The sequence below is a fragment of the Melioribacter sulfuriphilus genome (assembly GCF_052656625.1).
Genome location: NZ_JBQXXK010000006.1, coordinates 244,417 through 267,964, shown reverse-complemented (window position 1 = coordinate 267,964; position 23,548 = coordinate 244,417). Strand labels below are relative to the sequence as shown.

At 37.9% G+C, this 23,548-nt stretch carries 23 protein-coding genes; 15 read left to right on the top strand and 8 right to left on the bottom strand.

Features of this window, described 5'->3' with window-relative positions; translation table 11 throughout:
• Nucleotides 1-43 precede the first annotated feature (43 nt).
• The 11 genes from ACUN8G_RS09855 (at nt 44) to ACUN8G_RS09805 (ending at nt 10,505) form a co-directional block, all read left to right on the top strand.
• Nucleotides 44-622, top strand: a complete 579-nt coding sequence (locus ACUN8G_RS09855; protein ID WP_437346906.1) for a hypothetical protein — start codon at nt 44-46, stop codon at nt 620-622.
• Nucleotides 600-1,046, top strand: a complete 447-nt coding sequence (locus ACUN8G_RS09850) for a nitrous oxide reductase accessory protein NosL (RefSeq protein ID WP_437346905.1) — start codon at nt 600-602, stop codon at nt 1,044-1,046. The genes ACUN8G_RS09855 and ACUN8G_RS09850 overlap by 23 nt, the downstream gene beginning before the upstream one ends.
• Entirely contained in the window at nt 1,024-2,280 is a 1,257-nt protein-coding gene (locus ACUN8G_RS09845; protein WP_437346904.1) for a nitrous oxide reductase family maturation protein NosD, read from the top strand. Before ACUN8G_RS09850 ends, ACUN8G_RS09845 begins: the two co-directional genes overlap by 23 nt.
• Complete coding sequence (locus ACUN8G_RS09840; protein WP_437346903.1) at nt 2,267-3,004, top strand: ABC transporter ATP-binding protein; 738 nt, start codon at nt 2,267-2,269, stop codon at nt 3,002-3,004. The genes ACUN8G_RS09845 and ACUN8G_RS09840 overlap by 14 nt, the downstream gene beginning before the upstream one ends.
• Nucleotides 2,970-3,758 carry an ABC transporter permease gene (locus ACUN8G_RS09835; RefSeq protein WP_437346902.1) on the top strand — a complete coding sequence of 263 codons (789 nt, stop codon included), beginning with the start codon at nt 2,970-2,972 and terminating at the stop codon, nt 3,756-3,758. Before ACUN8G_RS09840 ends, ACUN8G_RS09835 begins: the two co-directional genes overlap by 35 nt.
• A gap of 76 nt (nt 3,759-3,834) precedes the next feature.
• Nucleotides 3,835-4,629 carry an ATP-binding protein gene (locus ACUN8G_RS09830; RefSeq protein ID WP_437346901.1) on the top strand — a complete coding sequence of 265 codons (795 nt, stop codon included), beginning with the start codon at nt 3,835-3,837 and terminating at the stop codon, nt 4,627-4,629.
• Nucleotides 4,626-5,855 carry a DUF438 domain-containing protein gene (locus ACUN8G_RS09825; protein WP_437346900.1) on the top strand — a complete coding sequence of 410 codons (1,230 nt, stop codon included), beginning with the start codon at nt 4,626-4,628 and terminating at the stop codon, nt 5,853-5,855. Before ACUN8G_RS09830 ends, ACUN8G_RS09825 begins: the two co-directional genes overlap by 4 nt.
• On the top strand, nt 5,845-6,366 hold the full coding sequence (locus ACUN8G_RS09820; protein ID WP_437346899.1) for a DUF1858 domain-containing protein: 522 nt from the start codon (nt 5,845-5,847) through the stop codon (nt 6,364-6,366). Before ACUN8G_RS09825 ends, ACUN8G_RS09820 begins: the two co-directional genes overlap by 11 nt.
• A gap of 49 nt (nt 6,367-6,415) precedes the next feature.
• Entirely contained in the window at nt 6,416-7,666 is a 1,251-nt protein-coding gene (locus ACUN8G_RS09815) for a multiheme c-type cytochrome (RefSeq protein ID WP_437346898.1), read from the top strand.
• A gap of 143 nt (nt 7,667-7,809) precedes the next feature.
• Entirely contained in the window at nt 7,810-9,315 is a 1,506-nt protein-coding gene (locus tag ACUN8G_RS09810; protein WP_437346897.1) for a glycogen synthase, read from the top strand.
• Between the two features lie 32 nt (nt 9,316-9,347).
• The gene (locus ACUN8G_RS09805) at nt 9,348-10,505 is read left to right on the top strand and encodes a metallophosphoesterase (RefSeq protein ID WP_437346896.1); all 1,158 of its coding nucleotides are present in this window, start codon (nt 9,348-9,350) and stop codon (nt 10,503-10,505) included.
• Nucleotides 10,506-10,509: 4 nt separating this feature from the next.
• Here ACUN8G_RS09805 and ACUN8G_RS09800 read toward each other — a convergent pair whose 3' ends face one another.
• The 8 genes from ACUN8G_RS09800 to ACUN8G_RS09765 all read right to left on the bottom strand — a co-directional run bounded on the left by ACUN8G_RS09800 (nt 10,510) and on the right by ACUN8G_RS09765 (nt 17,527).
• Nucleotides 10,510-11,145, bottom strand: coding sequence for an HAD family acid phosphatase (locus tag ACUN8G_RS09800; protein WP_437346895.1), 636 nt, complete (start codon nt 11,143-11,145; stop codon nt 10,510-10,512).
• Nucleotides 11,146-11,180: 35 nt separating this feature from the next.
• On the bottom strand, nt 11,181-12,539 hold the full coding sequence (hslU, locus tag ACUN8G_RS09795; protein ID WP_437346894.1) for an ATP-dependent protease ATPase subunit HslU: 1,359 nt from the start codon (nt 12,537-12,539) through the stop codon (nt 11,181-11,183).
• Between the two features lie 11 nt (nt 12,540-12,550).
• On the bottom strand, nt 12,551-13,087 hold the full coding sequence (hslV, locus tag ACUN8G_RS09790) for an ATP-dependent protease subunit HslV (RefSeq protein ID WP_437346893.1): 537 nt from the start codon (nt 13,085-13,087) through the stop codon (nt 12,551-12,553).
• Nucleotides 13,050-13,724: an NnrU family protein gene (locus ACUN8G_RS09785; protein ID WP_437346892.1), complete on the bottom strand. Its 675-nt coding sequence runs from the start codon at nt 13,722-13,724 to the stop codon at nt 13,050-13,052. The genes hslV and ACUN8G_RS09785 overlap by 38 nt, the downstream gene beginning before the upstream one ends.
• Nucleotides 13,721-15,193: an RNA polymerase factor sigma-54 gene (rpoN, locus tag ACUN8G_RS09780; protein WP_437346891.1), complete on the bottom strand. Its 1,473-nt coding sequence runs from the start codon at nt 15,191-15,193 to the stop codon at nt 13,721-13,723. Before rpoN ends, ACUN8G_RS09785 begins: the two co-directional genes overlap by 4 nt.
• A gap of 6 nt (nt 15,194-15,199) precedes the next feature.
• Complete coding sequence (locus ACUN8G_RS09775; protein ID WP_437346890.1) at nt 15,200-15,763, bottom strand: DUF3109 family protein; 564 nt, start codon at nt 15,761-15,763, stop codon at nt 15,200-15,202.
• Nucleotides 15,764-15,848: 85 nt separating this feature from the next.
• Nucleotides 15,849-16,565 (bottom strand): response regulator transcription factor, encoded by a 717-nt coding sequence (locus ACUN8G_RS09770; RefSeq protein WP_437346889.1) that lies wholly within the window; start codon nt 16,563-16,565, stop codon nt 15,849-15,851.
• A gap of 5 nt (nt 16,566-16,570) precedes the next feature.
• On the bottom strand, nt 16,571-17,527 hold the full coding sequence (locus ACUN8G_RS09765; protein ID WP_437346888.1) for a sensor histidine kinase: 957 nt from the start codon (nt 17,525-17,527) through the stop codon (nt 16,571-16,573).
• A 173-nt stretch (nt 17,528-17,700) separates the two neighbouring features.
• On the opposite strand from ACUN8G_RS09765, the gene ACUN8G_RS09760 reads away from it, so the two are divergent.
• The 4 genes from ACUN8G_RS09760 to ACUN8G_RS09745 all read left to right on the top strand — a co-directional run bounded on the left by ACUN8G_RS09760 (nt 17,701) and on the right by ACUN8G_RS09745 (nt 23,548).
• Nucleotides 17,701-19,185: a B12-binding domain-containing radical SAM protein gene (locus tag ACUN8G_RS09760; protein ID WP_437346887.1), complete on the top strand. Its 1,485-nt coding sequence runs from the start codon at nt 17,701-17,703 to the stop codon at nt 19,183-19,185.
• 207 nt (nt 19,186-19,392) lie between these two features.
• Nucleotides 19,393-19,827: an FKBP-type peptidyl-prolyl cis-trans isomerase gene (locus ACUN8G_RS09755; RefSeq protein ID WP_437346886.1), complete on the top strand. Its 435-nt coding sequence runs from the start codon at nt 19,393-19,395 to the stop codon at nt 19,825-19,827.
• A 32-nt stretch (nt 19,828-19,859) separates the two neighbouring features.
• A complete protein-coding gene (locus ACUN8G_RS09750; protein ID WP_437346885.1) occupies nt 19,860-21,902 on the top strand; it encodes a thioredoxin domain-containing protein in 2,043 nt (680 codons plus the stop codon).
• 248 nt (nt 21,903-22,150) lie between these two features.
• Complete coding sequence (locus ACUN8G_RS09745) at nt 22,151-23,548, top strand: aspartate kinase (protein ID WP_437346884.1); 1,398 nt, start codon at nt 22,151-22,153, stop codon at nt 23,546-23,548.

The following is a 23,548-nucleotide window of genomic DNA, read 5'->3' as shown; positions in this document are numbered from 1 at the left end:
GCTGACTCTGAAATATCAGCCCGCATTCTTAATTGGTGGAAAGATGATATCAAAGAAATCACAATACATATTATTAATATCAACATTGTTGTTAATTGCTACATATTATGTGCCGATATGGAAAATTGATTTGAATGCGCCTCAGTACCCGGAAGGAATCGGACTTAGAATCTGGGTGGACAAAATTACTGGATTAAATGATTTTGACCTCGATAACATCAATAAATTAAATCATTACATCGGTATGAAAATTATCGAACCAGATTCGATCCCCGAATTAAAAATTATGCCTTTTATCATAGTATTTTTTATCGCTTTCGGAATAGCGGCTTTTTTAATACGCAGGAAAATTATGATTTATCTGTATGTATTTTTGATGGCGTCAGTCCTTTTGATTGGTTTATACGACTTTTATAAGTGGGAATACGACTACGGGCATAATCTTAATCCGGAAGCACCAATTAAAGTTCCTGGTATGACATACCAACCTCCGTTAATCGGAACAAAACAGCTTCTTAATATGAAAACAACTTCTCTTCCCGATACCGGAAGTTATATAATTGGATTGTCCTTATTGGGTTTTATAGGAGCTTTGATATATGAAAAAAGAAATAATAGTTGATTTAACTCTGATAGTTTTAATGTTAATCGGCGGATGCAGTAAATCGCCCGAAGCGATTGATTATGGTAATATCGATTGCGCTTATTGTCAAATGACAGTTTCCGACCCGAAATTTGGTGCGGAACTGATTACTGAATCAGGGAAAAAATATTATTTCGACTCTTCGGAATGTCTGGCGGCATATATCATTTCCAATGACGGAAAGTATCATTCTGCCTGGGTTACAAATTATAAAAAGCCGGGAAATCTTATAGAAGTTAGCCAAGCCCTTTTTGTAATTAGCGACGGCATTAAGAGCCCAATGGGACTCGGCATTGCCGCTTTTGAAAGCGATTCGGTAAAAAATACAGGGATTGAATATGGCGCCGAAGAAATTGTCAATTGGGAAAGAATAAAAAAATATGTCAAAGATGAATGGTTTTAAAATAGTTTTTCTGCTGATTGTATTAATATCCCCGGGTCAATCTTTCGGAAGAGTATTAAAGGTAGGTAGCAATGAAAAATTTAAAAAAATTTCCGACGCTTTGAAATATGCAAACAATTTCGATACTGTTTTTGTAACAAAAGGCGTTTATAAAGAAGGCGTAATAGTCGTCGACAAGAAAATATCACTGCTGGGTGAAGACTTCCCTGTCCTCTCCGGCGAAGGAAAATATGAAATCATGAATATAACTGCACATGGCGTTGTAGTGAAAAATTTGGAATTTAGAAATGCTGGCGTAAGTTTTATTCATGACAATGCGGCTATTCGAATCGACAGCGCATCTAACTGCATAATTGAAAACAATAAATTTACCGACAATTTTTTTGCCATTTACCTGGCGCGTTCAAGCCATTGCAGAATAAAAAACAATGTTATTATATCGTCTAATAAAAGCCAAACTCACTCTGCAAACGGTATTCACTTGTGGTACTGTAAGGATATTGTTATTGAAAACAATTTAATAGAAGGACACAGGGACGGAATTTATTTTGAATTCGTGCGTAACAGCCGTGTAGAAAACAACATAAGCAGGAACAATTTGAGATACGGACTCCACTTCATGTTTTCCGACAGTTGCGTCTATACAAAAAATAAATTTATGAATAATCGAGCCGGTGTGGCTGTAATGTTCACCAGGAAAGTAAAAATGGAAAAAAATGAATTTGTCGATAATTGGGGTGCTGCCTCATATGGTTTGCTGCTTAAGGAAATATATGACAGTGAGATTAGGAATAATAAATTTATCGGTAATACATGCGCAATCTATTATGAATCGTGCAGCCGAGTAAAAGCAACGAAGAATTTATTTTCGAAAAACGGGTGGGCAATCAAGTTGATGGCAAATTCGATGGGGAACGTTTTTGAATTAAATAATTTCATCGACAATACTTTTGATGTCTCTACAAACAGCGTTCGTAATTATAATGTTTTTGTAGCTAATTATTGGAATAGGTATGATGGGTACGACTTGAATAAAGACGGTTACGGAGATGTACCGTACAGACCGGTTAATCTTTTTTCATACATTGTAGTAAAAAACCCCACAACATTGATATTATTACATAGTCTATTTGTTAAACTGCTCGATTTATCGGAAAAAATTTTTCCTGTGCTAACTCCGGCAGAACTCCAGGATAAATCGCCAAGGATGAAAAAATATTATGATATTGATTGATTCAGTTTCTAAAAATTTCGGTAATATAAAGGCACTTGAACAAGTTAATCTAAAGATTGAAAAAGGAAGCATGACTTACCTTGTAGGTCCTAATGCCTCGGGTAAGTCTACTCTGATTAAAATTATTTTGGGATTAGTAAAACCTTCTGCCGGCAACGTTGTTGTTAACGGAATTAAGTTAAACGGACATTCAGAGTACCGAAATTCGATCGGCTATATGCCTCAAACAGCCAATTTCCCAGACAATCTCAGTATAAAAGAGATTTTTGATATGATAGCGGAAATTCGGTCCGTTAAAAATTTTGCCGATAGCGAATTAATAGAATCGTACAACCTTTATAGAGAATTCAACAAAAAATTGAAACATCTTTCCGGAGGAACAAAACAAAAAGTAAACGCTGCTATAGCATTTGCGTTCAACCCGGAAATTTTAATACTTGACGAACCTACGGCCGGTCTCGACCCGTATGCAAGTTCTATTCTCAAAAACAAAATATTAAAAGAAAATAAACTGGGAAAGACGATTATCTTTACCTCGCATATTCTCAAAGATCTGCAGGAACTGGCACGGGAGATTGTGCTCCTTGTTAACGGGAAAATCGTTCTTTCCGGAATTATCAACGATATTATTTCCAATAATGGAATCGACCTTGAAGAAAAAATTATTAGCATTATGAAGGAAAATCTGTATGCTGACAATCAAAGTGGTCAAATATCAGTTTAACGACATACTCAGAAGCAAGTGGCTGATAATTTATACACTGTTCTTTATGTCCTCCACATACGGATTGGTTTATTTTAGCGGAACCGGACATAAATTTATTCTGAGCGTCGGAAATATATTTCTGTTTATAGTGCCTTTCATATCGATTGTATACGGTACTATTTATATGTACAATAATCGGGAGTATATTATTTTTATGCTCTCTCAGCCTATCAAAAGGCAAACTCTGTTTTTAGGATTGTATTTTGGAGTTACTTTCGCTCAGATCATCAGCTTGACGGTTGGCGTTGCTTTGCCTCTTGTTTTTTATTGTCCATTTCACAAAGAGACGATGGATTATTTATTTGCAATTATTGCGCTTGGTATTTTCAATATACTAATTTTTACATCCTTAGCCTTTTTTATATCTACTTTTATTGAAAATCGGCTTCTGGGATTGGGTGTCTCTATCTTCTTATGGTTAGCATTTGCAATATTATTCGACGGCGTTCTCATGATACTATTGTTTATGTTTAGAAATTATCCAGTAGAAAAGCCATCAGCGATCATATCGCTCTTAAATCCGATTGATATAGGTAGGTTGATGCTTATGTTGCAACTGGATGTCTCGGCTTTAATGGGCTATACCGGAGCGATTTTTAATAAGTTTTTCGGCTCGGGTTTAGGATTGATGGTTGCACTTACCGATATGATCGTCTGGTCGATTTTTCCCCTGCTGCTCGGATTGAAAAGATTCATAAAAAAAGATTTTTAGACAAATTCAATTTTTCATTTGCAGAGAAAAAATAAATTTTGTTAATTTATAATCGGAATAAATAATCTGTTTTAATATGATGCGGGACATTATAACAATCAACGAAGAACTTTGTGATGGATGTGGGAAGTGTGTGCCTGAGTGTCGCGAAGGAGCATTGCAGATAATTAACGGCAAGGCGCGGTTGATAAGCGACTTGTTTTGCGACGGTCTAGGCGCGTGTATCGGACGCTGCCCCACCGGCGCTCTCACTATTGAAAAAAGAGAAGCCGAACCTTACGACGAGAGAAAGGTGATGGATTACATTATACGTGGCGGCTCAGATGTGATCAAGGCACATCTTATTCATCTCAAAGAACACGGTCAATATGACTATATTAGTGAAGCCGTCCAATATCTTAACGAAATGGGAATAGAAATTCCGAATATCAGCAAACATTCCGAAGATATGCCGAAAGAAAAACCGGACGACCAGGTGTTGAATCAATGGCCTATTCAGATGCATCTTGTATCGCCTCTGGCGCCCTGTTTCGTTAATACGGATTTACTCCTTTCGGCCGATTGCTGCGGGTATGCTCTTGGCGATTTTCACAACAGTTTTTTGAAAAACAGGAGCCTTGCAATAGCTTGTCCCAAGCTTGATTCGAATAAACAGGTCTATCTCGATAAGCTGATTACAATGATTGAAAAAGCCAATATAAAATCAATAACCGTCTTGATTATGGAAGTGCCTTGCTGCAGCGGATTGGTGAAAATCGCTAAGCAGGCGGTCGAATTTTCAAGCAGACGAATCCCGGTTAGTATTGTAATTGTCAGTACGAAAGGAGAAGTATTAAAAAAAGTTAATGTAAATGAAAGGGAAACTATATGAGCGAATTAATAAATAACAGCAAAAACAGAGTTGAAGAACTGAAACATCTTATAAGAGAAATACATCAAGGGAATTCGGTAGAGGAAACAAAAAGTAAATTGGTCGAAAAACTTGGTTCGGTTCCTTACGGAGAAGTTGTCCAGGCCGAAGAAGAGCTTATTAAAGAAGGAATGGAGCGCGAGGAAATATTGAAATTTTGCGATCTGCACACCGAAGCTCTTAAAGGGAATCTTCAGGCACGGTTTTCCAAACCAATTCCGCAGTATCACCCAATTGACATTTTCATGAAAGAAAACAGAGAGGTGGAAAAGGTAATCGACAGGATAAGGCACCTGTTTTACGAAACGCGACAACGAGATAAGAATGAAAACGCCAGTGACCTATTGAAAGCATTACACGAGGAATTCAATTTATTGATGGATATCGAAAAACATTATCTCAAAAAAGAAAATCTTCTTTTCCCCTTTTTGGAAAAGCACGAAATAACTGGACCTCCGATGGTTATGTGGGGAAAACACGACGAAGTAAGAACTTTCCTGAAATCCTGTTTTCCCCTCTTTGAAAATGAACATGAAGCTACGGCTGAAGTAGTGTCCGGCTTTATCGATTTAATGCTGGAACCGACCGTTAAAGCTATCGAAGAAATGATTTATAAAGAAGAGAATATTCTTTTCCCGATGTGTGTTGATTCTTTGAATGACATTGAGTGGTACGAAATTGCTTCGCAGCTCGATGAGATAGGCTATTGCCTCTATTCTCCGGAAGGTGTCTGGAAGCCCGAATTTGAAATTGATAATATAGAAGAAATAAAAAATGACAAAGTTAAATTCGAAAACGGTTCACTCAGTCAGGAAGAACTCGAAGGAATTCTGAATACAATTCCGCTCGATCTTACTTTTGTGGATAAAGATGATAAAGTTAAATTCTTTTCGCACGGTGGTAATCGCATTTTTCAAAGACCCAAAGCTGTCTTGGGTAGGCAGGTTCAATACTGTCATCCACCGTCGAGCGTTCATATCGTCAATAAAATACTGGATGATTTTAAATCAGGCAAACAAAATTCAGCTAAATTCTGGATTAATTTTCATGGACAATATGTGCATATTGCTTATTATGCCGTAAGAAATTCAAAAGGTGAATATCTCGGTACTCTCGAAGTAACTCAGGATATTAACGAATACAAAAAACTTGAAGGTGAAAGGAGAATTTTGCAATATGACAACTGAAAAATGCGACATAACACCGAATACGATTGTAGGCGACCTGCTCCGGGACTATCCTGAAATTGAAGATAAATTGATAGAAATTGCGCCGGTATTCAATAAACTGAAAAATCCCGTTCTCAGAAAAACTGTGGCGAAAGTAGCCACTTTAAAACAAGCGGCACAAATTGCAGGAGTGCCCGTCTCGATTTTAATCAATAAATTGAGAGAAGCTGTTAATATGGAGCAGATTCAAGTTGAACAGGATTCTACAGAGAAAGCAGTAAAACCCGATTGGGTAGATAGCGGCAAAATTGTAATCGAATACGATGCTTCGCTCGACATTGAAAATGGATTGCACCCCGCTGCAAAAGTCACAAAAGAAATTATGAGCCTGAAAGATGGAGAAATCTATTTGTTGATTACTCCGTTTTTACCCGCACCTTTAATAAAAATTGTAGAAGAAAAAGGCTATAAAACTTACAGCGAAAAAAAGAACGAAACTACTTGGTATACATTTATTGGTAAAAAATAAATCCAGTCACATATAAATAATAAATTAATCACAGCCAGGAGATTCGTTAATGAAAAAAAACATTTTACTAATTTCAGGGTTGCTTCTCTTTGGTGCAATCAATATTTACAGTCAACAAAGCAAATGTATCGAGTGCCATTATAAGGAAACTCCAAATATAGTTTCCGATTGGCAACTCAGTAAGCATGCAGAAAATGATATCGATTGTTCGGTCTGCCACGGCGACGAACATATGTCGGCCGGAGATATTGCAAAAGTAAAACTACCCACACCAGAAACCTGTGCAATGTGTCACGATACTCAGGTAAGCCAATTTAAAAAAGGGAAACACTCAGTAGCGTGGGCTGCAATGAAAGCTATGCCCACAGCACATATGCAACCGATGTCCCTGATGGAAGGTCTCAAAGGTTGCGGAGGTTGTCATAAAGTTGGTATAAAGTCCGAAGAGGAAATGAAAAAATTAAAAGCTGATGGTTCGGTATTTGGACACGCGTCGTGTGACGTTTGCCATACACGCCACACATTCAGCAAAAAGGAAGCTCTGCAGCCGCAGGCCTGTCAAACCTGTCATCAAGGATTCGACCATCCTCAGTGGGAAATGTATTCTGGTTCGAAACATGGAGTTCGTTATCTCCTGAAGCAAAACAATGTACTGGCCGAAAACAGTGCCGCTCCAACATGCCAGACGTGTCATATGCCAGATGGAAATCATGAAGTGAGAACTGCATGGGGATTTCTTGCTGTACGTCTTCCGATGCCTGAAGACAAACAATGGGCTGAAGATCGTACGACAATTCTAAAAGCGCTCGGAGTTCTCGACCCAGACGGGAAGCCGACTCAACTGCTCGACGTGGTTAAAGCTGCCGATGTGGCAAGATTGACTCAAGAAGACTGGCAGAAAGAACGGGATAAAATGATCAATATTTGCTCGAAATGCCATTCGGAAAATTATGTTAGAACAGAACTCAAAAAAGGCGACGAGATGATTAAAAATGCCGATAGATTAATGGCAGAAGCAATTAAAATTGTAGCCGATCTCTATAAAGAAGGCATTATCAAAAAAAATGATAATTACCCTGCCGCTTATCCGATGTTATTAACATTCCACGATGCCCCGACGGTCATTGAACAAAAGTTATTCGTTATGTTCCTCGAACACAGAATGAGAACTTTCCAGGGAACATTCCATAATAATCCAGATTATGCGCTCTGGTATGGCTGGAGCGAAATGCAGCGCGACCTCTCGGAAATTAAAGAACTGGCTCATCAGATGAGATTGAATCAAAAAGCAAGTCATTAATAACTACAAGTTTCTATGGAGCGCAGATTATGATTGCAAGTTTTACCTGCGCTCCTGTCACTCTCCCTTTTCTAATTAATTTCGCAGAAATGATATAATAAATCTTTATTTTTGTAATTATATTTTTTCGTTTCAGGATATTAATGCAGACATCCAGACCTTTAAAAATTGCTTTCGTATCGAGCGAGGTTTACCCGTACGCAAAGACAGGCGGTTTGGCAGATGTTTCGGGTTCACTCCCGCTGGAGCTTTCTTCTCTTGGAAATGAAGTTAAAGTGTTCATGCCCAAATATAATACTTTCGGCGAGCTCGAACATGGTTTGAAATACAGGTGGGATATAGGTGAAATACCCGTGCGAGTTGCAGGTAGAGTTGTTCCAGTTCACGTTCATACCGCCATTCTGCCGAATAATAAACCAGATAAATATTCGAATGTGGAAGTCTACTTTGTCGACTGCCCTCATTACTTTCACAGGTTCCGACTTTATACAAATGACCCCGACGAAGACGAGCGCTTTATTCTTTTTATGAAAGGCGTTATCGAAATTTTGCAGAGACTTCAATGGGCTCCAGATATTATTCATTGCAACGACTGGCAAACAGCTCTTATACCGTTGCTCTTAAAAGATAATTATGGATGGGACAGATTATTTCATAATACAGCTACAGTTTTTACAATTCATAATGTAGCATATCAGGGACGCTTTTCTAAATCATCTTTTGCAAAAGCCGAAATAAAAGATCAATATTATCTTCACGGAGGAATTGGCGAATACCAGGGGGGAGTTAATTTCCTGAAGACTGCAATTTATACTGCCAATGTAATTAATACCGTAAGCGAAAATTATGCCCGCGAACTCCTTACTCCAGAATACGGGGAAGGAATGCATGAATATCTTAAGCATAGAATAAATGACTTTTATGGTATATTAAACGGGGTTGATTATAGCATCTGGAATCCTCAAACCGATAAATATATACCGTACAATTATTCAATTGAAAATCTGGATGACAAAAAGAAGAACAAAGCATATTTGCTTGAGCATTTTATGTTACCCGTGGATGACAGACCTTTGATTGGAATGATTTCCCGTATGGTAGACCAGAAGGGATTCGATATCATGGCATACGTTATCAATGACCTGATGAGTTTGGATGTCAGGTGGATAGTACTCGGTAGCGGTGAAAAAAAATACGAAGACATGTTTTATTATCTGGCAGGAAAATATCGAGAAAAAATGGCTGTCTACATCGGTTACAATAACGAATTGGCTCATTTAATTGAAGCTGGTGCGGATATATTTCTAATGCCTTCGAAATTCGAACCGTGCGGCCTAAATCAAATCTATTCGATGAAATATGGAACTGTGCCGGTGGTAAGAAAAACTGGCGGACTGGCAGATACCGTCCTTGACTGGAACGAGTATCTCGCACAGGGAAAAGAAATCGGTACCGGTTATTCTTTCTGGGATTATAGTGGCCATGCAATGCTGCAGTCTGTTCAACGTGCTATCCACGATTATTATTTGAAGGACGTCTGGCATAAAATTCAAACCAACGGAATGATGCAGGATTATTCCTGGCGTCGTTCTGCCGAAAAATATATTGATCTTTATAAAAAAGCTCTTGTTAACAATTTACATGTTTGAACTAATCTATTGTCAAGCGGGTTTATAACGTCATGAAGTTGACACAAATGATTTTATTCTTCGGAATTGTATTTGCCGTTTACGGCTTAATTAATTACTATATTGTAAAAAGACTACTTTCAGTAATCCCGGAGCAGTATAAAGGAATTGCTCTGATTCTATCGTTGTTTTTTGTTCTCTCTTATATAATTGGAAGAGTGATCGAAAATTACTGGATATCTTACCTGAGTGATTTTTTAGTGTGGATTGGTTCGTTCTGGATTGCGATTATGTTTTATACTTTCCTTTCCTTGCTGATAATTGATCTAATTCGATTAATAAATTGGGCAGTTCCATTTTTGCCAGGCGTACTATCAAAAAATCCAATTAAAACAAAACAATATGTTGCTATGATTGTATCCATCTTTGTAGTTATAATGGTTGTCGGTGGATTTATTACAACGCGGATGATTCAAATAAGAAAGTATAACCTCATTATCAATAAAAAAGCAGGTGACCTTAAGTCGCTTAATATTGTAATGGTTTCCGACTTGCATCTGGGAACAATCAATGGAAGTAAATTTGCTTATAAAATAGTCGATAAAATCAATAAGTTGAAACCAGATATAATTTTATTTGCAGGTGATATTATTGATGAAGACATAGAGCCTGTATTAAGAGATAACGTTGGCAATGCACTTCTTGAACTTAGAGCAAAATATGGAGTATATGGGATTACTGGAAATCATGAATATATTGGTGGAGTAAATAAAGCGGTCGATTATTTGAACAATCATAACATCAAAATCATCAGGGACGGTCATGTTTTAATCGACAATAGTTTTTATGTAGTGGGAAGAGAAGACAGAGCTATCAATCGTTTTTCAGAATATAACAGAAAAAGTCTCCAAGAAATTATGGCTGATATTGATAAGTCTATGCCTGTTATAATGATGGACCATCAACCGTTTAATCTCGAAGAAGCGCAAAATAACGGTGTCGATTTACAGTTGTCCGGACATACGCACAACGGTCAGCTCTGGCCATTAAACTATATTGTGAAAAAAATTTATGAATTGCCCTGGGGTTATAAAACTAAAGGCAGTACACACTATTATGTTTCTTGCGGAGTAGGGGGATGGGGCCCGCCGGTAAGAACCGGTAGTCTTCCAGAAATTATTCAAATCAAACTGAATTTTACAGGCAAATGATTTTTTAATCCACTTCATAAAGATAGTTAGGAAGCCTGACTACATAACCCGTATAACCGCCTTCGAAATCGCTTTGCTGGTCGCCTACATTTGCAATAATTCGATAACCTTTTTCTGAAAGCTCTTTTCTTACGCGGCTTTTGAATTTGGAAGCCAGTTCGTTGATTTGATGGTTTTTCCTGATGATAAGAGTATCGTATTCAGTATAACCGGCTGAATGTAAGTTATCAACGGTGGCTTTGTAAGTTTCCTCATATCTTCCGGAAAGAAATATAATTCGTATATTTTTCGAACGAAGGTAATTGTAGAATCTTTTGACTTCTTTATTCGGAGGTGCTTCTGCGCTGTTAACCCATTTATTCCATTCTTCAAGAATATATCCGAATCCGATCGATTTGATATACTGGTAATTGTCGAAGGCAGTCTCGTCGATATCAAAAACTACTGCATTGCTATCGAAAGGCTCTACCGATTCAATAAATTCAATAGCCCTGTCAATTAGCTTTCTGCAGTCTTTTTCATATTTTCCCGAATCATAGTACTCTGCAACAGCTTTTTTAGCCTTGTCGAGATTAATCAATTCGGGCTGGCAGGCAACCAAGAAAATTAAGAGCGATATTTGAAGAATTCTATATTTCATAAAAGGATACCGGACGATTTGTCAGCCGGGGCTGGTTACAAAATATATTTACTCAAATCCCTGTTAGTTACGATTTTCTCTAATTTTTTCTTTACCATTTCGCCGTCTATCTCAATTGTGCTTTCGGGCATTTTGTCGGGAACCTCGAATAAAATGTCCTCCAGCAATGTGGTAAGGATTGTATGAAGTCTGCGAGCTCCGATATTTTCAACCTGCTCGTTTACTAAAGCAGCCGTTCGGGCAATTTCACGTATTGCTTCGTCGTTGAATTTAATGCTTACCCCTTCTGTTTGTAAAAGTGCTGTATATTGTTTTAATAGAGCGTTTTCAGGCAGTGTAAGAATTTTAATAAAGTCTTCTTCGGTAAGACTTTTCAATTCGACACGTATTGGGAATCTACCTTGAAGTTCAGGTATTAAGTCGGACGGTTTAGAGACGTGAAATGCTCCAGATGCAATAAAGAGAATATGATCGGTTTTTATGGGACCATATTTTGTGTTTACAGTAGAACCTTCTACAATTGGCAAAAGATCCCTCTGGACGCCTTCGCGCGATACGTCTGGCCCATGCTGACTTTTTGTTCCTGCTATCTTATCAATTTCGTCTATGAATACAATGCCGGATTCCTGTACCCTTTGCGTGGCTTCTCTTTGTACTGCTTCCATATCGATTAACTTTTCTGCTTCTTCTTGAGCGAGAATTTTCTTTGCCTCTTTAATTGTAGTTTTTCTTTTCTTTTTCTTTTTTGGAATCATATTGCTGAGCATATCCTGAAGGTTTGAAGTTATATCGTCCATGCCCATTGGTCCAAGAACCTGCATACCGAAAGCGGGAGCCGTGATATCGAATTCGATCATCCTTTCGTCGAGTTCGCCATTACGCAATTTCTCGCGCATCCATTCGCGGGTTTTTTCGTTTTGAATTTCATCGGTTGAGTTTTCGTCGTCGGTTTTAGAAGAGCGTTTCAAAGGCGGGATCAATTGATCGAGAATTCTTTCTTCTGCAAGTTTTTCGGCTTTGTCTCTCACTACTGCCGTTTTCTCGGCTCTGACCATATTGACGGCAATTTCGGTTAAGTCGCGTATCATCGATTCGACGTCCCTGCCTACATAGCCAACTTCCGTGAATTTTGAAGCCTCCACTTTAACGAAAGGAGCATTTGCAAGTTTTGCCAGTCGACGTGCAATCTCGGTTTTGCCTACGCCCGTAGGTCCAATTAAAATAATGTTATTTGGCATTATCTCTTCGCGCATCTTTTCTTCGACCTGCTGTCGACGCCATCTATTACGCAGAGCTATAGCAACTGCGCGCTTAGCCTCGTCCTGCCCGATTATAAATTTATCCAGTTCTTTTACAATTTGAGAAGGAGTAAGTTGGTGCATATTGTTATTCATAATTTAAAACCTCATTTGTCTATTTCTTCGATTGAAATTTTGTCATTGGTATAAATACATATTTCAGCCGCTGTTTTTAGTGCTTCTTGAACAATTTCTTTTGCGGATAAGTTGCTGTGTTTTTTTAACATTTTGGCCGCTGCAAGCGCATACATTCCTCCGCTGCCAATTGCCACAATATTATCTTCCGGCTCGATTACGTCGCCGGTTCCCGAAACGATAAAAGCTTTGTCGATCGATATAATTGCAAGCATTGCTTCGAGTCGTCTTAAATATTTGTCTGTCCTCCAATCCTTTGCCAGTTCGACAACCGCTCTTTCAATATTTCCCCTGTAAGCTTCGAGCTTTTCTTCAAAGCGATTCAATAGTGTAAAAGCATCGGCGGTCGAGCCAGCAAATCCGCATAGTACCTTTCCATCTAAAAGTTTACGTATTTTTTTAGAATTATGTTTCATTACAGTATTGCCCAGTGTAACCTGACCGTCGCCGCCAAGAGCGGCTTTGCCGTCTTTAATTACGCCCAGTATTGTCGTTGACCTGACTTTCATATAATCTCCGTTTAGTTTCCTTTTTTATCATACAGGGAAAAATTCGAGGTGTATTTTTAGAATATTCTTCATAATCTTTCCCGTACTTTTCTTTAAGTCTTTCTTCTTCGAAAATTGAACCAATATAAAAATACAAAACGATGCATATAAACGTTACCATGTAAAACAGATCCATTGTCGGACGGAATCCGAGAAACAGTATTGTAAAGAAATAAATCGGATGTCGCACGTATTTATAAATACCAGTGGTAATCAACGGCTGCCATTCGTCGAGCTGTTCAATATTGTAGCTGCCTTTAATATATCGAATAACCTGACGTATGCCAATGAACTCGAGCAAATCAATTGGCTTAGTTGATACAATAATTCCAAATAAAGAAAGAACCTGAAATACAAATGTAATAATATCATAGGGATAATGTAAGTCGTATATCGTTATGTCGGGTTTAGGTGCGATTAAATAAAATAGAAGAAAAAAAATCGCGGATGCGGCATTGTAAAAAAGACGATAAAAAGCGATTGCTTCTCCTAGTCGCTCTTTGAGGGCAAGTTTTATTTTTTTAGACGCGAGTAACGAGTGTGCCAGAGCAAAAAGTATAAAAAGTACGACGATGCTGATTATATCGAACAGGATCATATAATTTTTTTACGAAGTCGGGCAACCGGAATTTTCAACTGTTCTCTGTATTTTGCGACGGTTCTTCGAGCAATGTGAATTCCCTTTTCCTGCAGAATGCTTGCAATTTTGTCGTCGCTGTACGGTTTATCTTTCGGTTCGTTTTCGCAAATTTCTTTGATTAGTTCTTTGATATGCTTATTAGATATTTCGTCGCCGTCGTCGGTTGAAAGACCTTCGCTGAAGAAATATTTTAATTCGTGAATTCCCTGAGGACTTTGCACATATTTGCCGTTGACCACTCTGCTTATTGTTGAAATGTCCATCCCGATTTCATCGGCAATGTCTTTATAGATCATCGGTTTGAGATATTTCGGTCCGTTCTCGAAAAACTCGTATTGTTTTTCGAGAATAGCCTGCATAATTTTCATAAGAGTCTGGCGTCTTTGATGCAACGAAGCGATAAACCATTTAGCCGATTCGAATTTTTCTCTCAAGAACTGATGTGCTTCTTTTTCGCGTTTGGGTATTTTCCTTTTTCTTTTGTTGTTTTCGAGCATTTCAAGGTAAGTCTTGCTTATAGTAACAGATGGTACCGCTCTATCGTTAAGCGTTACAATATAATTGTCGTCAACCTTTTCGATAATGAAATCGGGCGTAATCTGGTTAATTTGTTCCGAGTCAATATTTCCTTCGCCGGGTTTGGGGTTTAATTTTTGAATCAGAGCCAGCGCCGATTTTAAAGTTTCTGTGGATAGTTTTAAATTTTTCTGAATATTGTCGAAGCGTTTGTTGATAAAATCTTCGAAATGTTCGCTTAGTATTTTTTCTGCAATGTATGAATAATACGGGTCGTAGGAAGAGTTGCGAATTTGAATGAGTAAACATTCCTGAAGATTACGAGCTGCTATACCGACGGGCTCTAAAGTTTGAATCTTTTTAAGAACTTTTTCGGCGTCTTCCAGGCTTACGTCGATACTTTCGAAGAGTTTCAATTCATTAATAAATTTTTCGAGGTCCTCTTTAAAATAGCCGTCTTTGTCGAGCGCTCCGATTATGTTTTCACCCAGTATCATTTCTTTTTCGGTCAGGTCGAGCATATGAAGCTGGTCTATTAAACTGTCGCGCATCGATTTCCGCTGAATTGCCACGGGATAAACTTTTTCTTCGTCGTTATTTTTATTAAGGCGCTCGAATTCCTGTTCGTACTCTGAATCGTTCATAAAATCTTCCAGATCGAACTCGTCTTCTGCATTGTCGAATTGTTCTTCTTCCTCGTCCTCAGCTGCGTTCTCTTTCTCGGGCTCTTCTTCCAGTTGTTCGAGTTCCATTTCGTCTTCAAGAGCTTCTTCGAGAATCGGATTAAGTTCGAGCTCGGTTTTGATTCTTTGCTCGAGTGCAAGTGTATTTAATTGAAGTAGCTTCTGATACTGTATTTGTTGAGGCGATAATTTCTGCTGAAGTGCCATTTTTTGTTGCAACGATAACATAGTCTTCTACTCCGTTACTTTTTTTAATTTTGATAACCAGTCGCTGCCGAAAACTCTTGTTAGAGCTTCGCGGCAAAACTCTATTATTGTTGTCGATGTTTCTTTCCCTTTTGCTAATGCAGGAAGACATTCTTCGTACTTTTCGTATCGAAGTACGGGACCGCCAAAATTAGAAATCCTAATTGGAAAAAGATGACACGAGACCGGCTTAATAAAATCGATTTTACCTGCCTTGTATGCTTTTTCGATGCCGCAATATGCAATGTCGTTCTCGTAGACCACAAAGACGCACGCTCTATTATTTAAACTTTTTGTCATAAATTCGCCATGTTCTTCGAACCAGAAACCTTCGCGTTCGATAACGTCAACGTGTTCATCAGGAAGAAAATCTTTAATTATATCGATGTATTTGCTTATTATCTCGATTTCTTCTTCTAAAAGAGGAGCACCATATTTGCTTTCCATAGTACAGCATGACCCTTTGCACTTGCTCAAATCGCACGTAAACTTTGTTTCAATTATCTCCCTGTTTACAATTACATCGTCAACATCGATTAAATGATTATTCATAATACTGGAATAATTTTTGTTGTAAGATACAAATTTTTGTTCATTCAGTAAATTGCCGAATTTTTTTTAATACAAACAGTCTTCATTAATGGAATTCGAAAATGTATCCCATGCCGCGGACGCTTTTGAAATAAGCCGGATTGTCGGGATCGAGTTCAAAATACCTCCTCAAACGGGAAACAAATATATCAACGGTACGGGTTTCAACATCGGAGTGCAAATTCCAGACATTTTCGAGCAACTCTTTTCTCGAAATTATTCTCGACCTGTTTTCGACAAAATATTTTAATAACATTGCCTCTTTGGGAGTAAGCCGGAATTTTTTTTTGCCAGAGGTACACTCGAGATTAATAAAATTGACTTTGTTGTTGCCGAACTGAAAAGTTTCTCCCGTCTTTTCCAGATTTTTGTACCACGATTTTCTTTTTAACATCCTTTCTATCCGCAGAAGCAATTCCTTTAAATTAAATGGCTTTACCACATAATCGTCGGCTCCGTAATTGAAACCCCTGATTTTATCCTCGGCAGAAGAACGCGCCGTGAGTATCAGAATTGGCATTTGAATGTCTTTGTTCCGAATTAATTTGGTAATTTCAAAACCGTCGTGATAAGGAAGCATTAAATCGATAATAATGAGATCGTAATTTTCGTTGGTGATTTTTTCGATGCCCTCTCTGCCGTTCTTAGCCCAGTCTACAATATATCCTTCCTCTCTTAAATTGAATTCGAGTCCGATTGCCAGTGATTCTTCGTCTTCGATTAGCAAAATACGTTTACCTTTTAATTCTTCGGATTGTGTCATGTTTTTTATTTGTCCTTTATTTTTACCGCAGGGAGTTCAATTGTAAAAGTTGACCCTTTGTTCAAGCCTTCGCTATAAACGTTTATCGAGCCGTCGTGCTGCTTGATTATTTCTTTTGTCCAGTACAAACCCAATCCCGTCCCTTTTACGTTTGGCATATAATTCAAGTCGATTCTAAAAAATTTATTGAATATTTTTTTCTGATATTGCTGTGGGATGCCCACACCATTGTCACTTATGTTTATAATAATTTTCTTTCTATTGTCCTTAACGGAAATATTAATCGAGGGTTCTTTGTTTGAATATTTAATTGCGTTGCTTATCAAATTATCGACTGCTATCTGCAATGCTTTTTTATCCGCAGAGCAGCTTGAGGTGGAAGTACATTCGTATTTTACCACACCATCGGGAACCGATAAATTGGCGATCGATTCATTCACCAGTTCTTCAAAGAGACTGCAGGTATAATATGTTCGTCTGTCGTGTACAATCTTTTTTTGTTCAAGTCGGGAAATTTCGAGAATTGTATTTATCAAATTATCTAGTCGTTGAATGTCTTTCATCATTAACGCAAGAAAATCTTTCTGTTTATCTTCGCTCACATTTTTATATGACATAGTTTCAAGGAATAATTTTAATGAGGAGAGAGGTGATTTTAATTCATGAGTAACGGTAGCAATGAAATTGTCGTATAAATTTGCGAGTTTATACTGAACAGTAAGATTCCGAAAAAAAATGAACATGACAACAGCAATTCCCACAATGAGAATAATTCCACCGGTGAAGACAAATACATTTGGGGTTTGAATGTCAATTAAAGGCGAAAGTTTGCTGGCTACCTGTTCGAATATTATATAATTTGTTACATACCAATAAATCCACAAAGCCAGCAGGCCAAGCCATGCAATCTGAGCGATAACAAAGGCGATAATAATATAGAGTTGCGAATTAATTTTTTTCATCTTTCGCCGTTCAATTGACGGATTAATATCGCTGAAATACGCGAATTATACAATACGTAGTAAGGCAAGGAAGAAAATCAAAAGCTGGTTGCGCTTAATTTTTACATTTCTTTTACAGAAAGTATGTCTGAAATTTATGATTATTACGAGTGTTAATAAACACGTTAAACGAGATGAAAATATTAATGATTTATCCAGAGACTCCGGCAACATTCTGGAGTTTTAAAGATGCGCTTAAATTTGTATCGAAAAAGTCAGCCGAACCACCACTCGGATTGATCACTGTAGCTTCGATGCTTCCAGCTGAGTGGGAAAAGAGACTGATCGATTTGAATGTAACCCGACTCGAAGACGAGGATATTTTGTGGGCGGATTATGTTTTCTTAAGCGGAATGAATATTCATACCTCATCGATAAGAAAAATTATTAGAAAATGTAATAATCTGGACAAACCAATAGTTGGTGGTGGTCCCCTTTTTACTTTTCAGTATAACGATTTTCCCGGCATAGACCATTTTGTTTTGAATGAAGCCGAACTAACTTTGCCGCAATTTTTAAGCGACCTCTCGAAGGGCAGAGCTGAAAGAGTTTATTCAACAAATGAATATCCAGAACTTGGCGCCACTCCCGTACCGATGTGGGAACTGCTTGAGATGGATAAATACGCATCAATGAGTATTCAATATTCACGTGGTTGCCCTTACGATTGTGAATTTTGCAGCATAACTGTTTTAAACGGAAGACGACCGCGTACAAAAAGCAGTTTCCAATTTATTGCAGAACTCGATAGATTATATCAACTCGGCTGGCGTGGTGGAGTTTCAATTGTTGACGATAATTTTATCGGCAATAAAAGACTTTTAAAGTCCGAGACTCTGCCCGCAATTATTAAGTGGCAACAAGAAAAAGGGTATCCTTTCAATTTTATTACAGAAGTATCGATCAATCTGGCAGACGACGAAGAGCTGATCGCTCAGATGATTAATGCCGGTATTAACAGCGTTTTTGTAGGAATCGAAACAACCGACCCGGACAGCTTGAACGAATGCGGTAAGAAACAAAACTTAAGAAGAAACCTCGAATTGTCAGTTAAAAAATTAATTGGCAGCGGAATGATAGTATCGGGGGGATTTATTGTGGGTTTCGACAGCGATAAACCTGGATTTCATAAACAATACGTCGATTTTATTCAAAGCAGCGGTATAGTTTCTGCTATGGTTGGATTGCTAAATGCTCCTAACGGCACTAAATTGTATAACAGGCTAAAAAAAGAGAACCGCTTGATCGACAACTTCAGCGGCAACAATATGGATGGCTTTACGAACATTGTCCCCCGAATGAATTACAAAGAATTGATAAAAGGCTATACACAGATCATCAAAAAAATTTATTCGCCGAAAGAATATTATAATCGTATAAGAAATTTCGTTGATGTTTATCGTGTGCCTGATTGGCCGAAAGTCAGATTTACATTTAGAGAGTTTAAAGCGTTTTTTATGATATTATGGAAACTGGGTATACTCGACGCCGGAAAACGTTATTTCTGGAAGGTGTTTTTCTATACGGTTAAAAAATATCCAAAAAAATTCCCCCTTGCCATGACTTTTGCTGTTTACGGATATCATTTTAGAAAAATATCTGCGAGAATAACAAATTAATAATTTAGTTTTTTTCTAAGTAATATTTTTTATATTTGTAACGTAAGTTGCATTTCACACCTGACGTTTTTCACATCGAATTTGCAACATTGGTTCTTCTCTTAAACTATTCGTAGTAATTGGATGTTATTAAAAAAAAATTAATAAACTTAGGTAAATCTATAAACAAAATAACCCGCATTCAGGAATGCGGTTGGAGGAAAAAATATGTCAATCGCAAAAACAGGCGACAAAGTAAAAGTTCATTATACCGGAACATTAAACGACGGTACGCAATTCGATTCGTCATTCGGCAACGAACCCCTTGAATTTACAATTGGTGAAGGAGCTCTGCTCGGTAAATTTGAAGAGGCAGTTGTTGGTCTCGAACCAGGACAAACCGTCGATATTAATATTCCTGCCGACGAAGCTTACGGACAAAGAAGGGAAGATTTGATTATCAAAGTAAATAATTCAAACCTTCCTCCTAACTTGAATCCGGAAGTTGGAATGAAACTTCATATGCAAACAGATGACAATCAAATTATTCCCCTTACGATCGTTGATGTGCTCGAAGATGGTATTGTGGTGGATGCAAATCATGAATTAGCAGGGCAGGACCTTAACTTTCACATTGAATTGGTATCGATCGAAGAAGAATAATTTAGTTAGTTTAACTTGCTCCATACTATTGAGTGTGGAGCTTTTTTTTCCGAAAGGAAGAGAAAATTAATCGCTTAAAAAACGAGAAATCGCCATATTTAAGACAACACGCAGATAATCCTGTCAATTGGTATGCGTGGTGCGACGAAGCTTTCCGTATCGCTCAAAGGGAAGACAAGCCTGTCTTTCTTTCTATCGGTTATTCAACCTGTCATTGGTGCCATGTTATGGCTCACGAATCTTTTGAAGACGAAGAAGTAGCCGAACTTCTCAATAAACATTTTATTTCGATTAAAGTCGACAGGGAAGAACGTCCCGACATTGACTCAATTTACATGACCGCCTGCCAGTTGATTACGGGCAGGGGAGGCTGGCCTCTTTCGATTTTTCTTACACCCGATAGAAAGCCATTTTACGCCGGCACTTATTTCCCGAAGTATTCATATTACGGGAGAATCGGTTTTGTCGATCTATTGAACAGAATAATCGATTTATGGAACAAAGACAGAAGTCTGTTATTGCGTACTTCCGATGAAATATCATCAACCATTATCAAACATTTTGAATCTTCGACAAGCGAAGCCTTTGACAATTCGATTATCGACAAAGCATTCGAAACACTGAAATTGAATTTCGATGCCGAGTACGGAGGTTTCGGAACTGCTCCAAAATTTCCTGCACCTCACAACCTTCTCTTTCTTCTCGATTACAATAATCGGCAGGCAAATGAAATGGTTGAAAAAACTCTCACTGAAATGAGAAAAGGCGGAATATACGATCAAATCGGCTTTGGATTTCATCGTTATTCGACGGACAAAAAATGGTTCCTTCCTCACTTCGAAAAAATGATTTACGATCAGGCTTCATTGATCGAAGTTTACGCACTCGCTTATGCAAAAACTGGCGATAGCTTTTATGCCGATACGGTTAAAGAAGTATATGAATTTATTAAAAACGAAATGACCTCTTCTGAAGGTGCATTTTATTCGGCACTGGATGCCGACAGTGAAGGGGAAGAAGGAAAATATTATCTCTGGACTTCAGATGAAATCAAGTCGCTTTTGGGGAACGATTACGGGATTGCTCGGGAAATATTTAACTTTTCAGAGGAGGGCAATCACCGCAACGAATCGACTGGAAATCCAACGAGGAAAAATATCTTCTTCTTGCAACAAAGATCTGACATACTTCGTGTTCAATACGGAAGAGATAAAATTGAGTCCATAAGAAAAATTTTACTCGAAGCCAGGAGCAAAAGAATCAAACCTTTAAGAGACGAAAAAATTTTAACAGACTGGAATTCAATGGTTATCTCGTCGCTTGCTTTGGCGGGCTCGATTCTCGAAAATAAAGAAATGATTGCAAGCGCTGAAAAAGCTTTCGCATATTTGATAGACCATGCTTTTGTCAATAATCAATTGTATCATTATTCCGAGAATAAAATTCCCGGTTTTCTCGACGATTATGCGTATTTAATTAAAGCCGCTCTCGAACTCTACAAAACCACTCTGAACGAAGATTATCTTTTTCGAGCACTTCAAATTAACGATATACTTACGGATTTATTCGAAGACAAATCTGAAGGGGGATTTTTTTACAATCGGCCAGAAGAGAATACAATAAGATTAAAATTTGCTTACGACGGCGCAATCCCGTCGGGGAATTCGATTCAGTTGCTAAATTTAATCGAACTTTATTTTATTACAGGTAATAATAGAGAACTGGCAGTAAATTCGATTAAAGCATTTTCTTCCTCGTTAAATAAAAGTTCGATCGGGTATACATATTTTCTGCGTGGTATTATGAAATTTCATTCCAAAGATACTTCTCTTTTATTGATTTCTGGAAATAAGCCAGAGCAAAAATTTATCTCGCAGTTAAGGAAAAACTCAAACCTCTATTATCTTCATGTCGACAAAAATAACATTGAGAAAATGATTGAAAGAGCGCCATGGCTTGAGAATTACAAACTCGATTCCCAAAAGACGATCTACTATCTTTGCAAGGATTTTTCATGCACACTGCCCACCGATAATCGAGAAGAGATTTTATTGGCAATTAATCAAAAAAAATAATTTTTTAATAAAATCTGTTGAAACTGTCCCGAACGATTCTTATAATAAAATCCAAAATTTTGAGATTTTGCAAGTGCATTCGAGCAGTTCCTATATAACAACCCCATATAAGATTTTGCCGACTACCCCGCGCGGCAAAAAAGCAGAACTGCGTACAACAACGACGTCCACGCAAACGCATGTCACGACGTGCTGATTTACGGCACACAATCCAAGCTTTTTCATTAAAATTTAACAGGTGAATGAGTATGACTATATTAAAATTTGGTGGATCAAGTGTAGGTAATTCGGAAAGAATAAACAGCGTAATCGATATTCTTACGAACTATTATCTGAATAACGGGAAAAAAATTGCAGTTGTTTTTTCAGCATTTCAAGGCGTTACGGATAAGTTGATTGAGATAGCTCGCAAAGCAGATAGCAGGGACAATTCATACAAAGAAGAATTCGATTCGCTTGTAGAACTTCATTTGAAAGTAGCAGCAGATCTGAATAGAACTGAAGACTTGCCAGATATTGAAAAATTGCTCCGCAGTTTATTCGGAGAATTGAAAGAAATTTTGCACGGCGCTTATCTCGTACGCGAAGTTTCGCCTAAAACACTCGACTTTATTCAAAGCTTCGGAGAAAAATTATCGTGTTCTATTATCTCTTATACAATGCAAAAAAGGGGAATAGATTGTGAATACCTGGATGCCAGTAAATTGATAAAGACAGACGACAATTTCGGAAATGCAAAAGTAAATGAAAAAGTAACCTACAATAAAATTAAAAGATATTTTTCAAAGCACAAGAAACTGCAGATAATCACCGGCTTCATAGCATCGACAATCGATAACGAAATAACTACACTCGGTAGAGGCGGTTCCGATTACACAGCATCAATTTTCGGGGCGGCTTTGAATGCAAAAAAGATTGAGATCTGGACTGACGTCGACGGTATACTTACTGCCGACCCGCGCAAGGTCAAAGGTGCCTTTCCTCTATCCACAGTTACTTATGAAGAAGCGATGGAATTGTCCCACTTCGGCGCAAAAGTAATTTATCCTCCAACGATTTTGCCAGCTCTGAAAAAGAATATTGAAATTGTAATTAAGAATACATTCAATCCAGAATTCCCGGGTACAAGAATCATTCGACGGGAACAGAGTTCCGACATGACCGTTAAAGGAATTTCTTCAATCGACAACGTTTCATTGATTGGTATATCGGGCGGCGGTATGGTCGGGGTCACTGGTATTGCAGGCAGATTATTTACTGCACTTGCTCGCTACAATGTGAATATAATTTTAATCTCACAGGCTTCCTCCGAACATTCGATCTGTATTGCCATTCCTCCTTCGATGGGAAAAACTTCGATAAAAGCCATCGAAGAAGAATTTAAATTCGAAATTATGGAAGGCAAAATCAGTCGGCTCTCGTTAGAGGAAAATTTATCGATCATAGCTGTTGTGGGCGAAAACATGAGACGCACTCCGGGTATAGCTGGAAAAGTATTTCAGGCACTCGGCAAGAACAATATTAATATTATTGCCATTGCTCAGGGTTCTTCGGAGTTGAATATTTCGCTTATTATTGATAGGAAAGATATTTCAAAAGCACTTAATGTGCTTCATAAAAGTTTATTAAAAACTATAAAACGGTGA